The organism is Tolypothrix sp. FACHB-123 (assembly GCF_014697075.1).
GTDB lineage: Bacteria > Cyanobacteriota > Cyanobacteriia > Cyanobacteriales > Nostocaceae > Aulosira.
The window spans coordinates 11,645-27,936 of sequence record NZ_JACJRE010000064.1 but is presented as its reverse complement, the minus strand read 5'-3'; the positions used below and the strand labels follow the sequence as shown (position 1 = coordinate 27,936).

General features: G+C 41.4%; 17 protein-coding genes. 11 read left to right on the top strand and 6 right to left on the bottom strand.

The window, feature by feature from the left end; genetic code table 11:
- Positions 1–68: 68 nt before the first annotated feature.
- Complete coding sequence (locus tag H6G41_RS28380) at positions 69–1,508, bottom strand: TldD/PmbA family protein (protein ID WP_190750902.1); 1,440 nt, start codon at positions 1,506–1,508, stop codon at positions 69–71.
- 38 nt (positions 1,509–1,546) lie between these two features.
- The gene (gene cysS, locus H6G41_RS28375; protein ID WP_190750900.1) at positions 1,547–3,004 is read right to left on the bottom strand and encodes a cysteine--tRNA ligase; all 1,458 of its coding nucleotides are present in this window, start codon (positions 3,002–3,004) and stop codon (positions 1,547–1,549) included.
- 249 nt (positions 3,005–3,253) lie between these two features.
- Here cysS and H6G41_RS28370 point away from each other — a divergent pair, with 249 nt between their 5' ends.
- The 4 genes from H6G41_RS28370 to H6G41_RS28355 all read left to right on the top strand — a co-directional run bounded on the left by H6G41_RS28370 (position 3,254) and on the right by H6G41_RS28355 (position 6,288).
- Complete coding sequence (locus H6G41_RS28370) at positions 3,254–4,402, top strand: GTP-binding protein (RefSeq protein WP_190750898.1); 1,149 nt, start codon at positions 3,254–3,256, stop codon at positions 4,400–4,402.
- Positions 4,403–4,760: 358 nt separating this feature from the next.
- Entirely contained in the window at positions 4,761–5,213 is a 453-nt protein-coding gene (gene dtd / locus H6G41_RS28365) for a D-aminoacyl-tRNA deacylase (RefSeq protein WP_190750896.1), read from the top strand.
- A gap of 106 nt (positions 5,214–5,319) precedes the next feature.
- Complete coding sequence (gene psb28, locus H6G41_RS28360; RefSeq protein ID WP_190750894.1) at positions 5,320–5,655, top strand: photosystem II reaction center protein Psb28; 336 nt, start codon at positions 5,320–5,322, stop codon at positions 5,653–5,655.
- A 129-nt stretch (positions 5,656–5,784) separates the two neighbouring features.
- A complete protein-coding gene (locus H6G41_RS28355; protein WP_190750892.1) occupies positions 5,785–6,288 on the top strand; it encodes a molybdenum cofactor biosynthesis protein B in 504 nt (167 codons plus the stop codon).
- Between the two features lie 183 nt (positions 6,289–6,471).
- Here H6G41_RS28355 and mraY read toward each other — a convergent pair whose 3' ends face one another.
- The gene (gene mraY, locus H6G41_RS28350; protein ID WP_190750890.1) at positions 6,472–7,569 is read right to left on the bottom strand and encodes a phospho-N-acetylmuramoyl-pentapeptide-transferase; all 1,098 of its coding nucleotides are present in this window, start codon (positions 7,567–7,569) and stop codon (positions 6,472–6,474) included.
- 80 nt (positions 7,570–7,649) lie between these two features.
- Positions 7,650–7,889, bottom strand: coding sequence for a DUF3134 domain-containing protein (locus H6G41_RS28345; RefSeq protein ID WP_190750888.1), 240 nt, complete (start codon positions 7,887–7,889; stop codon positions 7,650–7,652).
- Positions 7,890–8,132: 243 nt separating this feature from the next.
- On the opposite strand from H6G41_RS28345, the gene H6G41_RS28340 reads away from it, so the two are divergent.
- From H6G41_RS28340 to mdh, 5 genes are all read left to right on the top strand, one after another.
- Entirely contained in the window at positions 8,133–8,717 is a 585-nt protein-coding gene (locus H6G41_RS28340) for a PAP/fibrillin family protein (protein ID WP_190750886.1), read from the top strand.
- Between the two features lie 253 nt (positions 8,718–8,970).
- Positions 8,971–9,183, top strand: a complete 213-nt coding sequence (locus H6G41_RS28335; protein WP_190750884.1) for a photosystem I reaction center subunit IV — start codon at positions 8,971–8,973, stop codon at positions 9,181–9,183.
- A 150-nt stretch (positions 9,184–9,333) separates the two neighbouring features.
- The gene (locus tag H6G41_RS28330) at positions 9,334–10,245 is read left to right on the top strand and encodes a DNA-formamidopyrimidine glycosylase (protein ID WP_190750882.1); all 912 of its coding nucleotides are present in this window, start codon (positions 9,334–9,336) and stop codon (positions 10,243–10,245) included.
- Between the two features lie 182 nt (positions 10,246–10,427).
- Positions 10,428–10,643 carry an NAD(P)H-quinone oxidoreductase subunit O gene (locus H6G41_RS28325; protein ID WP_096644372.1) on the top strand — a complete coding sequence of 72 codons (216 nt, stop codon included), beginning with the start codon at positions 10,428–10,430 and terminating at the stop codon, positions 10,641–10,643.
- A 249-nt stretch (positions 10,644–10,892) separates the two neighbouring features.
- Complete coding sequence (gene mdh, locus H6G41_RS28320; RefSeq protein ID WP_190750880.1) at positions 10,893–11,873, top strand: malate dehydrogenase; 981 nt, start codon at positions 10,893–10,895, stop codon at positions 11,871–11,873.
- Between the two features lie 281 nt (positions 11,874–12,154).
- Here mdh and H6G41_RS28315 read toward each other — a convergent pair whose 3' ends face one another.
- Complete coding sequence (locus H6G41_RS28315; RefSeq protein WP_190750878.1) at positions 12,155–12,529, bottom strand: translation initiation factor; 375 nt, start codon at positions 12,527–12,529, stop codon at positions 12,155–12,157.
- A 90-nt stretch (positions 12,530–12,619) separates the two neighbouring features.
- The gene (locus H6G41_RS28310) at positions 12,620–13,111 is read right to left on the bottom strand and encodes a hypothetical protein (RefSeq protein WP_190750876.1); all 492 of its coding nucleotides are present in this window, start codon (positions 13,109–13,111) and stop codon (positions 12,620–12,622) included.
- A gap of 487 nt (positions 13,112–13,598) precedes the next feature.
- On the opposite strand from H6G41_RS28310, the gene H6G41_RS28305 reads away from it, so the two are divergent.
- Both H6G41_RS28305 and H6G41_RS28300 read left to right on the top strand, forming a co-directional pair.
- A complete protein-coding gene (locus H6G41_RS28305; RefSeq protein ID WP_190750874.1) occupies positions 13,599–14,255 on the top strand; it encodes a hypothetical protein in 657 nt (218 codons plus the stop codon).
- Positions 14,256–14,302: 47 nt separating this feature from the next.
- The gene (locus H6G41_RS28300) at positions 14,303–16,291 is read left to right on the top strand and encodes a P-loop NTPase fold protein (protein ID WP_190750872.1); all 1,989 of its coding nucleotides are present in this window, start codon (positions 14,303–14,305) and stop codon (positions 16,289–16,291) included.
- Position 16,292: the final 1 nt, after the last annotated feature.

Here is a 16,292-nt window from a genome sequence, read left to right as displayed (position 1 = left end):
GGTATTAAAGAGCAGGGGAGCAGGGAGCAAGGGGGACACTGACTAATGACTAATGGACTAATAAATATTTAACTTCCACCGCCAAATACTTCGACGTTAGCAAATAGACAAACTGGCGAACCATGTCCTACCCAAATAGCTTGATTTGGTTCGCCTTTACCGCAGTAAGGAGTACCGTAAATTTGCCAATTGGAATTATTACCAACTTTGGTTAAACTTTGCCAAAATTCGGGAGTGGTGGCGCGATAGTTGGGGTTACGCAGGGTTTTGGTGAGTTTGCCGTTTTCAATTAACTTGGCATACTCGCAACCAAACTGAAATTTATAACGGCGATCGTCTATTGACCAGGAACGGTTTGATTCCATGTAAACACCATTTTCTACCCCGGCGATGATTTCCTCAAAGGTGGCGTTTCCTGGCTCTAAATTTAAGTTAGCCATGCGATCTATTGGGGGGCGATTCCATGATGAAGCACGGGCACAAGCTACGCCTGCTATTCCCGCCCTGGCTTGGCTTTCTAGGCTGCCTAAACCTCTCTGAAGTACCCCGCCTTTAATGACATATTCTCTGGTGGCTACTGCGCCAGTGTCGTCAAAGTTATAGCTGGCAAATTCACCGGGTACGCTGGGGTCAAAGGTAATGTTCATCAGTGGCGAACCATAAATTAGGTTGCCAAAATCGCTCTTGGTGACAAAGCTACCGCCAGCGTAGTTCCGCTCATCTCCTAAAATTCGGTCAATTTCTAGCGGATGTCCGACGCTTTCATGAATTTGCAGCATCATTTGGTCTGGTGCTAAGACTAAATTGGTGCGGGTTGTTGGGCATTCGTCGGCTGTCAAGAGTTCTACTGCTTGTTCTCCAACTTGCTGCACCCGATCCCATAGTCCATCTTGTTTTAACAGTTCTAGTCCGCCTTGATAACAGTTTGCGTGCCAGCCGTTGTTAGTACGCTGCTGGACGATCGCCCCATCTTGGGCTGTAGCTCCGTAATGTGCGCCAACAGAGAGAAACTTTTGGTATACTTGGGAGCCATTACTACTGACAAACCATGTCTCTTTTTCGTTGCTGCTAAAGCTGGCTGTGGTTTGGACAATTTTGTCGCTAACTTTTAGGGTTTGGCAAATCCGCACGAGTAAATCGTTGATTTCTCTGGGGGTGAGGGCATCTAATGGTTTTACAAATGGTGAGTGATATTCACCCACAACTTTAGGACGCTGAGTTTCGCGGAAATCATAGATTCGCCATTCGCTAGCAACAAGTGCCTGTTTATACGCTATTTCGGCGGCAGCTTGTAAGCTGGCAATATCTAAATAATTGGTAGCTGCATAACCCAAACAACCATTTATCAAGACTTCTAGCATTGCTCCCTTGGTGGAGTATTTGCCATTAGCTTGGGGTAAACCATCACGAACATGACGGTTAACGGCTGTTTCTTTGACAACTCTAATACCAACCCAATCAGCAGGAATATTGATATTAGCGATCGCGTTTGTTAATTCAGAAAACATAATTTCAATTCAAAATTCAAAATTCAAAATTCAAATTGTTAACCCCTATGCCAACGGGTACCATCCTTACTATCAATTAGAGTAATACCTTGGGCTTGGAGTTCATTCCGGATGCGATCGCCTTCTGCAAAGTTTTTGGCTTTTCTGGCTGCTTGGCGTTGTGCAATCAAATTTTCTATTTCTGCATCGCTTAAACCATTATTCGCTGGTTTTTCGGCTTCTGGTTTGGCTTCTAAGCCTAAAACTCCCGCTAAGGTAACCAGGGTTTCCCATTGTTGGCGTAATTCTGCGGCTGGTGTTGCAGTTTTTCCTTCATGGACAATGATATTTCCTTCGCGACGCAGTTCTTTGGCTAATTCAAAGATGATTGCTAAACCGCCAGGGAAATTAAAGTCATCGTCTACGGCTTCTCGAAAACGGTTGACATATTCTGGGGAGATTTCTGTTTTACTTGCGGCGTTGTTGACTTCCCATCCCAGTTTTTCGCCGTATTCGTCACCAAATAGCAATCCTTCTTTTAAAGTATGCCAGCCATTAGTAGCGGCGGCGATCGCTTCGTCGGTAAAATCGATGGGTTTGCGATATTGGGCTTGCAGTACAAATAACCGCACCGCCATTGGTTCTACCCCTCGATCTAGGAGGTCGCGAATGGTGGTAAAGTTGCCCAGAGATTTGGACATTTTCTCACCATCTACTTTCACCATACCGTTGTGCAGCCAGTAGGTAGCTAAAGGTTTACCTGTTACCGCTTCTGATTGGGCGATTTCGTTTTCGTGGTGGGGGAAAATTAAGTCAGCACCACCAGCGTGAATATCTATGGTATCGCCCAGGCGATCGCGTACCATTGCTGAACATTCTATATGCCAGCCGGGACGCCCTGCACCCCAAGGTGATTCCCAAGCGGGTTCGCCTGGTTTAGCGGCTTTCCATAAAGCAAAATCAAAGGGATCTTTTTTCTTTTGATATTCTGGATCTTCGATATTAACGCGATCGCTGGCACCAGCTTGCAAATCGTCTAATTTTCGCCCAGAAAGCTTACCATAATCAGAAAACTGCCGCACAGCATAATAAACATCACCAGCAGAAGGGTAAGCATAACCTTTATTTTCTAAATCGTGAATTAGCCGTTGAATCCCATTCATCGTATGGGTAGCGCGGGGATACTCATCAGCCTCTTTAATGCCCAATCTAGCCATATCCTCAAAGTAGGCTTTAATAAAGCGATCGGCTACAGCTTCCATTGAGGAACGTTCTTGCCTAGCTCGATTTAAAATCTTGTCATCAATATCGGTAAAATTTTGGATATAGCGTACTTCATAGCCGCTAAACTGGAGGTATCGCCGGACTACATCCCAAACAATACAAGCTCTAGCATGACCCAAATGGCAATAGTCATATACCGTCACGCCGCAGTAATACATCTTAACCTTGCCTGGTTCTACGGTTTGAAAGGGTTCCTGACGACGGGTGAGGGTATTGTAAAGGGTTAGGGTCATAAACAATTCAAAAATCAGTTATTCAAGATTCAGAATGGAAAAACCATTATGTGCTAAACGTCTTAGCTACCTATCTATATGCAACATTAAAGCAAATACAGCTGCACTCAGTAATTGGGAAATAGATAGATACGTAATAATAGGGTAAAGCACCAGGGATGAGAGTCCAGCATCCCTATGCTAGTTTTTTCTGGACTCGTTGCGCTACACTCCTACTTTTTGACTTTATTTTGTTTTGATTAGAGCGCTATGCAATCAGCAGTTACTCCTGAATCTCAAGCAATGGATGCGCCAAAACAAGGTATACCTGTCACAATTATTACAGGTTTCCTTGGTAGCGGTAAAACAACATTACTTAATCATATCCTGACTAATCAGCAAGGATTAAAAACCGCTGTTTTAGTTAATGAATTTGGTGAAATTGGCATCGATAACGAATTAATTGTTTCCACCGACGAAAACATGGTGGAATTAAGTAATGGTTGTATTTGTTGCACAATTAACAGTGATTTAGTTGATGCCGTTTACAAAGTTCTAGAACGAGAAGAAAAATTAGATTATTTAGTTGTGGAAACAACTGGACTAGCAGATCCATTGCCAGTTGCTTTAACATTTCTTGGGACAGAATTACGAGATTTAACCCGTTTAGATTCAATTATTACCGTAGTAGATGCGGCGAATTACAGCCTAGATTTATTTAATTCTCAGGCAGCATATAGTCAAATTGCCTATGGTGATGTAATTATTCTCAATAAAGCAGATTTAGTTGATGAAGCTGCTTTAAATGAATTAGAAAGAAAAATTGGTGAAGTCAAAGAAGATGCGAGAATTCTCCGCACCACTCGTTCAGAAGTTCCACTTCCCTTAATTCTTAGCGTTGGTTTGTTTGAGTCTGATAAGTATTTTGATACTGTAGACGATGAACATGAGCATCACGATCATGACCACGATCATGCTCACGCTCATGACCACGATCATGACCATTCTACCTGCGGTCACGACCACGACCACGATCATTCTACCTGCGGTCATGACCATCACGATCATGAGCATCACCACCATCATTCTGACCATTTAGAAAATGATGGGTTTACCTCCTTGTCCTTCCAAAGTGACAAGCCTTTTTCAATTAGGAAATTTCAATATTTCTTAGATAACCAACTACCCACAGATGTCTTTCGAGCTAAGGGGATTATGTGGTTTGAAGAAAGCCCCAAACGTCATATTTTCCACTTGTGTGGTAAGCGTTTCACAATGGATGATGATGAGTGGAAAGGTCAACCAAAGAACCAGCTAGTTTTGATTGGTCAAAATTTAGATAGAGAAGCTTTGTTCCATCAGCTAGAAAATTGTGTTTGTCTTCCTTCGGTGAGTCGGGGTAAAGGTTTTGGGAAATAGGGATTGGTGATTTGTCATTAGTCATTACTCATTAGTCATTTGTAATGAAATTGACTAATTCAATGGCTGCGATGGCAAAGATATCTACGATTTTGGGGTTTAGCACTGCTAAACCCCTACAATAAACTTAATTTGTTTAAGATAAAAATTAAATATTTTTATATCAACATGTCAGTTATAAATAAGCCTTGTAATCTAAATTAGAAACTTTATTTTTTCTCTGCGTCTCTAGCTTGAAAAGTTCTGATGGATGGAAGCCGATGCTCAGACTTTTCGCTGTGTTCTCTGTGGTAAAAAATAAATAATTCGAGATTAGAATAATATTTTCTCAACAAAATTTTTATAATTTTTATCTTTCATGCGCGTTATTATCCAAAGAGTTAAATCATCTCAAGTTACTATTAATGGAGAAATTATCGGCAAAATTGGTCGGGGACTCAACTTACTTGTAGGGATTGCTGATAGTGATACGGATGTTGAACTCGACTGGATGGTGCGTAAATGTTTGGAATTGCGGTTGTTTCCAAATGAAGAAGGAGGAGACCGTTGGCAAAAATCTGTCCAAGAAATTGGTGGAGAATTATTGGTAGTTAGCCAGTTTACGCTTTATGGTGATTGTCGCAAAGGTCGCCGTCCTTCCTTTGATCGTTCGGCTGTTCCCTCCTTAGCTCAAGATTTATATGAAAGATTTGTTACAAAGTTACGTACCAGTGGATTAAAAGTGGAAACTGGTGAATTTGGGGCGATGATGGAAGTTAGCATTGAAAATGATGGCCCAGTAACTTTGATACTGGAAAGAGAAGCTAGTTAAGTATTGATCCGTAATGCAAGAATCTCCGTAATCGCAAAGATTGCTTGGTTCGCAAATGATGAGAGAATAATATATTAATCATTACAAAACTTTAAGTTCACTCATCATGGCGAAAATCCAATTTTCTAGAGGTATAGACGAAGATGTAGTACCTGATGTCCGCTTAACGCGATCGCGTAGTGGTGACAGTAGTACTGCAACATTTATTTTTGTTAATCCCAAAGCTTTAGCTCAAACCACTACCGAAGATATCACCGGGATGTATTTGATTGACGAAGAAGGCGAGATCGTTACCCGTGAAGTGAAGGCTAGATTTGTTAACGGTAAGCCAGAAGCATTAGAAGCAATATACCTAATGAAATCTGTTGAAGAATGGGATCGCTTTATGCGCTTCATGGAGCGTTACGCTGAAGAAAACGGTCTAGGATTGAGTAAATCTTAATTAGTAATTAGTAGGGGCGGGTTTATGCGAAATCGTTATGGATATTTGAGGATATCTGTGAACCCGCCCATACATTAGTCATTAACTAAAGACTAAGGACTAATAACTTCCCCTGCAAAACTTAAATTTATGACCCAACAACCTCATCCAGATTCGGTAAGAATCGCGGTAAATTGTGCTGTTGTCACTGTTAGCGATACACGTTCTTTAGAAACAGATAAAAGTGGTCAGTTAATTAAAGAATTAATTTTAGCTGCCAATCATGCTGTATTAGCTCACAAAATTATCAAAGATGAGCCAGCACAGATTCAAGCACAGATAAAACTGCTGGGTGAAACTACAAATTTGGATGTGATGATTTTCAATGGTGGCACAGGTATTGCACCCAGAGATACCACCTATGATGCCATTGAGAAATTATTAGAGAAAACCTTACCCGGATTTGGAGAATTGTTTCGGTTTCTCAGTTATCAGGAAATCGGTTCGCGAGCGATCGCATCTCGCGCAGTTGCTGGCGTTTACCAAAATCAATTAATCTTCTCCCTCCCTGGTTCCAGTAATGCAGTTCGCTTAGGGATGGAAAAGTTAATTTTGCCAGAACTAGTTCATTTAGTCAGCCATATGAGGGGATAAGGGGGATGAGGCTGAGGAGCAGTGAGCAGGGGGGAAAATAAGACTGGGCGACAGAGAGAAATAAATAATTCTCAATGCCCAATGCCCAATGCCCAATGCCCAATGCCCCAAAACAAAAAACCCCACTGTGATGTGGGGATGGGTGATTTTTATTTCAAATGATTTTGTTAAACAAGTTGCGAATTAAGCGATCGCCATCGTGATTGTAGCTAAGATTGCGGCGATTAAATAAAATACTGCGACCACTTGCAATTCTGACCAACCAGTGAGTTCTAGGTGATGGTGTAAAGGTGCCATTTTGAAAAGTCGCTTACCTTTACCATCGGGGCCTTTGGTGGCTTTGTAGTAACTTACTTGCGCCATTACAGAGAGGGTTTCGACGAAGAAGATACCACTGAGAATAAACAGTACCACCAAACTGTTAGTTAGCAATGCTACAGCCGCTAGAGCGCCCCCTAAAGCCAGGGAACCGGTATCTCCCATAAAAACACGGGCTGGGTTGCGGTTATGGGCTAAGAAACCTAAACAAGCGCCGCTTAATGCAGCACAGAAAACCATTAGTCCTGGTGCGGTGGGTGCAACTACAGCAGCAAGTGCTAAAAGTGCGATCGCAACAGTTCCACCTGCTAAACCGTCAATACCATCAGTCAGGTTAGTTGCATTACTTTCTGCCACTAAAGCAAAGCCTGCTAAAGGCCAAAAGAGAAATCCTAAGGGAATGGAAACACTAACCAAGGGTAAAGCAATATTTGTGATTCCAGCAGGTTGATTGAACATCAGCCACACACAAAACAAAACTGCAAAACCAATCTGCAAAGCTAGTTTGGTGCGAGGAGATATACCCTTATTGGACTTGCGACGTAAAATTTGCCAATCGTCTAACCAGCCAATAAACCCGTAACTGAGTGTCAATGCAGAAACAGCTACTACTTCCTTAGCAAAATTAGACAATACACAAGCAGCTACTACCGCAACAGGAATAAAGAATATTCCCCCCATTGTGGGTGTACCTGCTTTTTTGAGATGGGCTTGGGGGCCATCTTCACGGATAATTTGCCCAGTTTTGAGTGCCTGTAGCAGCGGTATCACCCAGAAGCCCAAGGCTGCTGTTATTAGTGCACACAATAATAGGGGCAGGGTTAAAGACATACCCTGCCAAGGCAACCTATTAGCCATTGAATCTAAAATCAGTGCTGCTCCGCCTAGCCCGATAGCCAAACAAGAAGCGATACCGATTCCAGAAAAGTTTAACCCTTGGTCAGGAGATATTTTAGCGTCCACGGAAATTTCCCTTCACTCCACACTTACAAAGCTGAACAATAGTGACAATATAAGCCACAAATTTCTCAGCCATAATCAGGCTAGTCATCGGTAATACTTACATCATCGTCGTCATCAAGATCGTAATCACCAATACCATCTTCTCCACCGAGAAACTCTGATATTTCTTCTTCATCTTCGAGAAAATCAGGTTCGTGAACGTCTCTCGCGATAATCCGACCGCTGGCTTGTAACCAGTCTAAAAGAGAAGTCTCTTGTTTTAATGGAATCACAGCAGCTCGCTGATTGCGGGGTTCTTCACGTAATGGAGAGTTCAACATATGGTATTTGAAACCGAGGAAGTCAAGTAGCTAGACAATAAGAGTCTATCACTGGATATGAGTTAATTTAGTTATTAATTCAACTCAAGAGTTGATTAATCCGTAATCTATCAAAAGACATTTATTTAATTACCTTATGACAGATGACGGAACATTATTCACGATCTGGGGAGACCGAATACATTCAATATTTTTATATGTTTGATACTGATTTCATCCTGATTATTTTTGAGGTAATAGGCGATGCTGGGAAAATCGGCTCTCTTAGATGCGATCGCAGGCACTAATCGCGGTTTACTTGCTGGTGACCAACAGAAACAAGCTATCTTAGCAGCGATCGCCACTTTAGAAGACTTCAACCCCACACCACGTCCTGTAGAAGCTCCTGAATTGCTAGATGGTAACTGGCGATTAATATATACCACAAGCAAAGCTCTATTAAATCTGGATCGATTACCTTTTTGTAAACTGGGACAAATTTATCAGTATATTCGCGTAGAAAATACTAGCGTTTATAATATAGCCGAGATTTATGGCTTACCTTTTTTAGAAGGTTTGGTCAGTGTTGCTGCCAAATTTGAGCCAGTCTCAGGTCGTCGTGTCCAAGTCAAATTTAATCGAAGTATCATTGGTTGGCAACGGTTATTAGGTTACAATTCGCCAGAAAATTTTATCCAACAAATTGAATCTGGTAACAAATTCACAGCGATTGATACTGCGATTAACAGTGATAACCAACAAGGATGGTTAGATATCACTTATTTAGATAACGATCTGCGGATCGGTAGAGGGAACGAAGGTAGTGTGTTTGTACTGAATAAAGTATGAGGTTTTCTTGAAGTGTTATCTGCGAACGACACGAAATTAAACTATTGTCAGATTTTTGTCAAGAAGGATTTCACACTTTTTTAATTATTGGGCATGGGGCATTGGGCATTGGGCATGGGGGGGGAAATGACAACCGACAACTGACAACCAAGAAAAATAACTTAACAAAGCTTCTGGCTGCGTCCTTCTAGTTGTAGAGTGAAATCAATTAGCCGTAATTATTGGCAATTGATAACTAAAAGGGAAAAAACTCATGGTTCAACGTGGTTCTAAAGTACGTATTCTCCGCCCAGAATCCTACTGGTATCAAGATGTCGGTACCGTAGCTTCTGTTGACCAAAGCGGTATCAAGTATTCAGTGATTGTCCGGTTTGACAACGTAAATTACGCAGGTGTTAACACCAATAACTTTTCCCCAGATGAATTAAAAGAGGTTGCACCCCCAGCCGCAAAAGCTAAAAAGTAAGCAATTGAGCTATCAGGGGATTTTTTCGTGGGATGATAGAGTAGGATTCCCAGGTTACAAACTAACCATTGGAATTTTGGAGGTTTTCGCTACCTCCTACTCTGTTATCCTCTATCCTCAAACAGCAATTTGCTTGCTTAATCAGCTTGAATGCCTGAACTGCCTGAAGTTGAAACAGTACGCAGGGGACTAAATCAATTGACCCTGAATCAAGAAATCACGGGTGGAGATGTGTTGCTCGATCGCACCATTGCCTACCCGTTTTCTGTTGGCGAGTTTACTCATGGAATTAAAGGAAATACTATTTCTACTTGGCATCGTCGCGGAAAGTATCTCCTAGCCGAATTATCTCCCTTGTCCCTCCGAAGTTCTGATCGCCGGAAGCCGGCGCTCAGACTTCTCTCCTCGTCACCCCCTTCTTCACAGTCCCATACAGGCTACCTGGGGGCACATTTGCGGATGACTGGGCAATTACTGTGGCTGCATCGAGATGAGCCATTACACAAGCATACGCGGGTGCGATTATTCTTTGGGGATCAACAAGAATTGCGCTTTGTCGATCAGCGTACCTTTGGGCAAATGTGGTGGGTTCCGCCAAACGTACCTGTGGAAACTGCAATGACAGGTTTAGCTAAACTGGCGGTAGATCCGTTTTCCCCAGAGTTTACAGTTGATTACTTGGCGCAAAAGCTGAAAAATCGCCGCCGTCCGATTAAGACTGCTTTATTAGATCAATCGGTGGTGGCGGGATTGGGTAATATCTACGCTGATGAAGCACTTTTTAAAAGTGGGATTTTACCCGAAACTCTTTGTACAAATTTAGAGCGATCGCAAATCGAACTTTTACGCACTGCCATTATTCAAGTATTAGAGGCGAGTATTGCGGCTGGCGGCACAACTTTTAGTAATTTCCTCAATGTTAAGGGTATTAATGGTAACTATGGCGGTGTAGCTCTGGTATACAATCGCACGGGAGAACCTTGCCGCGTCTGTGGCAATGTGATACAGCGCATCAGGTTAGGAGGTCGTTCGAGCCACTTTTGCCCTGAATGTCAACATTAGTAGGGGCATGGCACTGCCATGCCCTCTAGAATATATTGATGTACCGCCTTATTTACGTTTCGTAATACATTGGAAAGTTAAACCTTAATATTCACAGATACCAATGCCAGCTTTTAGCCTTTATGTATTGGCACGAGCTAAGATCCTGTATAAAAGGATTTATAAAATCGAGAGGGGAACTCATGCCAATCAAAAAAGGTGATATGGTTCGCGCTGTTCGCGAAAAGCTGGAAAACAGCTTAGAAGCAAAAGCTAGCGATACTCGCTTTCCTAACTACTTGTTTGACAGCAAAGGCGAAATTGTTGATCTCAAAGGTGATTACGCCTTGGTGAAATTTGGCCAAGTTCCAACACCCAACATTTGGTTACGTGTAGATCAACTAGAAGAATTTAAATAATTCTCTCCCCTCAGACTAATTTTTAGTCTGGGGTTGATCGAACTAGTAATTGGGACTTCAGTCCTGGATTTTAAAGCACCTTTGTGCTGATAAAAAAGTTATAACCCTATGAATCAGGACTTTTGTCCTTTGTTGGAAAACATCTTTTGTGCTGAAAACAAACTCATCATAATTTATCAACCAAACCACTCATCTATCGTTGAGGTAGGTGGTGGAATACTATCTCCGACTATTTAGTCGCTTATATATATGTCTTCTTATCTTGAATCTCCGGCTGTATGTCATTTACCCCGCGTGACTGTTATTGGTGCTGGTAGAGTTGGTAGTACCCTAGCCCAAAGAATTGCTGAAAAAAACCTAGCAGATGTAGTATTGCTAGATATCGTCAAAGGTATGCCTCAAGGCTTGGCGCTGGATTTGATGGAAGCTAGGGGAATTGAAATCCATAATCGTCAAATTATCGGTACTAATGATTACGTTGATACATCGGGTTCGGAAATTGTCGTGATTACCGCAGGTATTCCCCGCAAACCCGGTATGAGTAGAGATGATTTACTCAAAACCAATGCCAAGATTGTGGTGGAAGCAGCCAAAAATGCGATCGCACATTCTCCCAATGCAATTTTAATCGTTGTCACCAATCCTTTAGATGTGATGACTTATTTAGCTTGGCAAGCTAGCGGATTACCACGCGATCGCGTCATGGGTATGGCTGGCGTGTTAGACTCAGCCAGATTTGAAGCTTTTATTGCTTTAGAATTAGGAGTTTTACCCGCCGATGTTAAAGCGATGGTATTGGGTAGTCATGGCGATTTAATGGTTCCCTTACCGCGTTATGCTAACGTCAACGGCATCCCAATTACAGAATTATTAGATACATCCACCATTGAACGCTTAGTAGAAAGAACCCGCAATGGTGGGGCGGAAATTGTCGAATTAATGCAGACAGGCGGTGCTTTTTTTGCTCCCGCTTCTGCTGTTAGCGTCATGGTGGAATCGATATTGCTTAATCAGTCGCGATTGTTACCTGTAGCCGCTTATCTGCAAGGTGAATACGGCTTAAATGATGTCTTCATCGGCGTTCCCTGTCGCTTGAGTTGCGGTGGAATTGAGAGCGTATTGGAATTAAATATCACCGACGAAGAAAAAGCTGCTTTGCATATTTCTGCCCAATCTGTACGTCAAAATATTGACCGAGCGCAAGAAATTTTAGCGGCTGTGAGCGTTTAATCAACAAATTCGGAGAAATTTCACGGTTTAGTAAAGTTGCTGATCCCGCAATCTCGCCGCTACCCTAGAAGGGTGCGGCTAATTGAACAAAGCCTGCAAAGGCAGGCTTGGTAATAATAGCCCCAGGCTTCTAGCCTGTGGGCGGTATATCGGGTAAGCAAGAGAACTATTTGCTTATTCGCAAATGCCGAGTTTCTTTAAAAAAAAGGCAGTAGTTTTCAATCCTACTGCCTTTTATGCTATCTACCAAGTTATCGAAGCCTCAACAATCCTAGTTAGCTTTAACGGCGGTATTCTTCATCGGCGGGATCGCCGTATGGATCTTCGCTAGCTGGACGGACATCACCGTAAATGTTCTGGTCTGCGGGGTCGCCGTAAGGGTCTTGGCTAGCGGGGATAGCGTTCCCGTAATAGTCTCCCGGATCACCATAGGGGTCTTGACTAGCGGGGATAGCGTTCCCGTAAACGTCTGCGGGGTCGCCGTAGGGGTCTTGACTAGCGGGGATAGCGTTTCCGTAAACGTCTTGGTCTGCGGGATCACCATAGGGGTCTTCACTGGCTGGACGGACATCGCGATCGCGGTATTCGTCTTCAGCTTGATTGTTTTTGTTTCCTAAGAACAAATCCCTCGCTCTGCGGAAAAAATCATCTACCACGATCTGTCTCCTTTGTGAATATTGTGGTTTCACCTGCGTGACAGGCGTTATTCTCTCAAGTTGCTTGCATGACACACAGGTTTAACTGATTTACAATGCTGGAGCTTCAGTTGCAGAGATACCAGTTAAATCTCTACCTGTAGAGCGCCCGTTATAACCTTGAAAGTCGCGGTATCTTTGCGCTTCCGATTCAGGGACGCGAATTCCTTCTGGTGGTGGAGTTACCCAATGAGCGCGGTGTTGAGCATCGCGGTAGTATACACGCCCGTTTTTAGAAAGGTAATATTTACCTTGAGGCCCTTCTTGTTGCGCGTTCTGATGTCTGTTGTAGAGGTAGTAAAGCGCTGCGGCTCCGGCCAAAATTGCTACTTTTTGTCCTGTACCCAGCCCCTTCTTAGCTTCGGGTTGGTTTGTGATGTTGCGATCGCTCACTGTTCTACCAACCGTATCATCAACTGGTGGTGGGACATTAGCAGTTCGGGAGCCTCCGCAGCTAGTTAGCACGGGTACTATTAACAATGCTGACAGACAAATAGCCAGCAGACGCGAAACAAATGTACGCTTTCCGTATGTTGTGTTCATCGTTTTTTTTACCTGCATTTGCTAAAGCCGTGCTGTTGCAAAATACAGAATCAGAATTTCCAGGATTTTTCCAGATATAGAAAAAATATTGGCTCATTCACAACAGCACAAGTAAAGCGTGTCACTGTTATGTATATTGATGCAGTTTTGCAAGTATTCCATCTTGCCTTTGAAAGAAACCGCATTCATCCTTAAGTAATATGTTGAAATTTAACCTAGTAGCTTTTGGGAGAGGGACGCGATCGCTATTATTTAGCACACAGATTTTCTAGTACTCACAACCTATAAGCTATTAAAAGTCTAAAAATCTAAGATTTTAAATCATAAAGCACTAAGTATTTTTACTTAAAATTCTCCTGTGCTAATTTATTATTCATAATTCGGACATAACTCTCATTTTTTAGGCAAATTTTTGATTATTCTTAAGTAGTCAATGTAAAAAAAATAAAACTATCATTATTAAAGTAAGTTAAATAGGCTACAGATAATGACTGTAAAGAAAAATAATTTAACTAAAACTCGCTTGCTACTGGCTTTATGGGATTTGGGAGGAACACAGCAAGAGGTAACAAAAGGACTACTTACCAAGAGAATTGTACCTAAAGGCAAGAAGGTAGCAGAATATCAGGGAATCTTTGAAGAATTGCAGAAACAAGGAGCGATCGCTATTTCTAAAAAGGGATACTCTTTAGCTTCTCCCAAGGGTTTAGAGGTATTGGGTGAGGGTTTGAAAGATAGCGATTTTAAATTTGAAGGGACAATTGTTGGTACTTGGGCTGCGAATGCGTTGGTGAAATGGATTAGTCAGATAGATGTGGCACTAGATAGTACATCTGTATCATTAAAAAGTACAAATACGATCATTTCTTACGACGAATTTAAGCCAGTTGTCTTGGAAACCTACGAAAAATTGAACCAAAACTACAACCTCAATGATTTGGTACCAATTTATCGTATTAGAAGAGAAATAGCTAATCGTGTTAGTCGTGAAAATTTCAATACGTGGCTTTTGGAAATGCAGGCTAACGATATTTTTCAGCTAATGGCTGGAGAAATGCCAGATATCACACCTGATAAGCGTGATGACTCGATAACAATTCCTGGTGGTGGATTGCGCTACTATACAAAGCTTTTAAATTCCTAAATCATTCTAAATTCCCTGTGTAGCTCCTTACCTCAAACATAATCACTATGGATAGTTCAACAGTTTCTCCGTTAGAAGTTCTCAATGCCGCTATCAAAAGTCACAATCCATTTATCAATGCGGGAATAGTCAAAGAACAAGATATCTGGGGGAAGGGATTCCCTGATGTTCCTTCTCTTAATGCTCATGCTTCTGATGCAGTATTTCAGGCGATTGAATTAGTAAGTACAAGTCAGTCTAGTTATGACAAAGTAACATCAATTGCCATAACAGCTGCACAAGGTGTAGGTAAAACTCACCTCCTCAGTCGCATTCGTCATCGTTTGGAACGCGATGGTGGGGCTTTATTCGTTTATGCAGGTGTGAATAACTACACTGATTTAAATTTGGTTAAATACCAATTCCAACAAACTTTGACAGATAGTCTCAGCAAAACTGGTAGCCAAGAGGTTATGCAGTGGCAAGAAGTAGCAGCTGCAATGGCAAACGAAGGATTTAAAGCTATTAATGCTGATGCTCCGAGTCTTTCACCACAAGAACTTCTAGAACGATTTGACAAAGTATATGCAAGTTGGTTAGCTAGAAACAAAAATTTAATGGATAGGCTAACGAAAGAAGTTCTTAGAGCAAAACCAAATGCAGATCCTTATATTGTCAGGGCTATTTTGTGGACACTTTCAGAAACTAGAGCAACTTTTGCAATCAAATGGTTATCTGGGGAAGAATTAGCAAACTCTAATGCCGATGCTATGGGATTACCCAATCCTCAAAAAACTAATCAAGATAGAGAAGCTGAAGCTCTTAAAATTATTCAAGAAATTCTAAATTTGGTAAGTTATTATCAACCAGTAATCATTTGTTTTGATGAGATTGACGTAGAAAATAATTGTAATGATGATGGATTAACAACTCCGCAGGTAATTGCTGATTTAGTAAAACGTTTGCATGATACTCTCGAACAGTCTGAACTAGGCCGAGGTGTCGTTATTCTCACAGTTATGCTGCCTGATACATGGACAAATAAAGTAAATTTAATGCCTGGAGGCACGCCAGATAGAGTTTCAAAATATACACAACGTAAAGCTATAAATTTAAAAACCCTGGGTGCTGATTCTATGGTTCAACTAGTCACCCTTTGGCTACAAAATTTTTACGAAATAAGAAATTTGATACCGCATAATCCACTCTATCCATTTCAAGAGAGTGAAGTGAGAAAATATGGTAAAAACGGATTAACTGTCAGAGAAGCATTGAAATGGTGTGCAGATAATTTTAATGTAGAAGAAGACACACTACCAGTAGAACCACTAGAACGTTTCCAGCTAGTATTAGATAGAGAAAGTAAATTAACACGTCTAAATATAATAGAGGATAATGATCTAATTAATCATGCTTTACGCTTTTGTTTTGAGGCTTTAAAAGGTCAGACATTAAATGGTGAAACTTCAACAGGTGAGAAATTACAAGAAGTCACAATTGAAGATGTTGTTGACATAGAGCCAAAATCAAAAAATCAAGGTTGGATTAATTTTAAAGTAATTGGCAAAGAGAAAGATAAGGTTTTCAAAATTGGCGTCGCTGTGCTGCAATACTCGCATGGAAAAGCCGTAGGGGCAGGCATGTGGCGTTTAATTGAATATAAAACCTTTGATATCACACGAGGATGTTTAGTCCGTTCTAAAATCAAAGAAAAAAAGATTCACAAGAATTGGGATTCTTACGGTCATCTCAAGAAGTTGGTTGAAGAATTAGGTGGAGAACATGTTGATCTAAAACTAGAAGAAGTTCGTCCACTCATTGATATATATTCTGTGTATCAAAAACGCAATAGCTATCAATTAACAGAAGAACAAATTTTTGATTTTGCAAAGCCCCTAACTGCTAATAATCCTTTGTTGTTAGAAATTCTCAGCGATCCATCTGGACAGATTGATGAAGATACTATTGAAGGGGAAGAATTATTAAACGACTTTCTTAACCCATTAATTGTGCATGAAACAGATGATTCTGACGATTTGAGTGAATTGTTTAATTAAA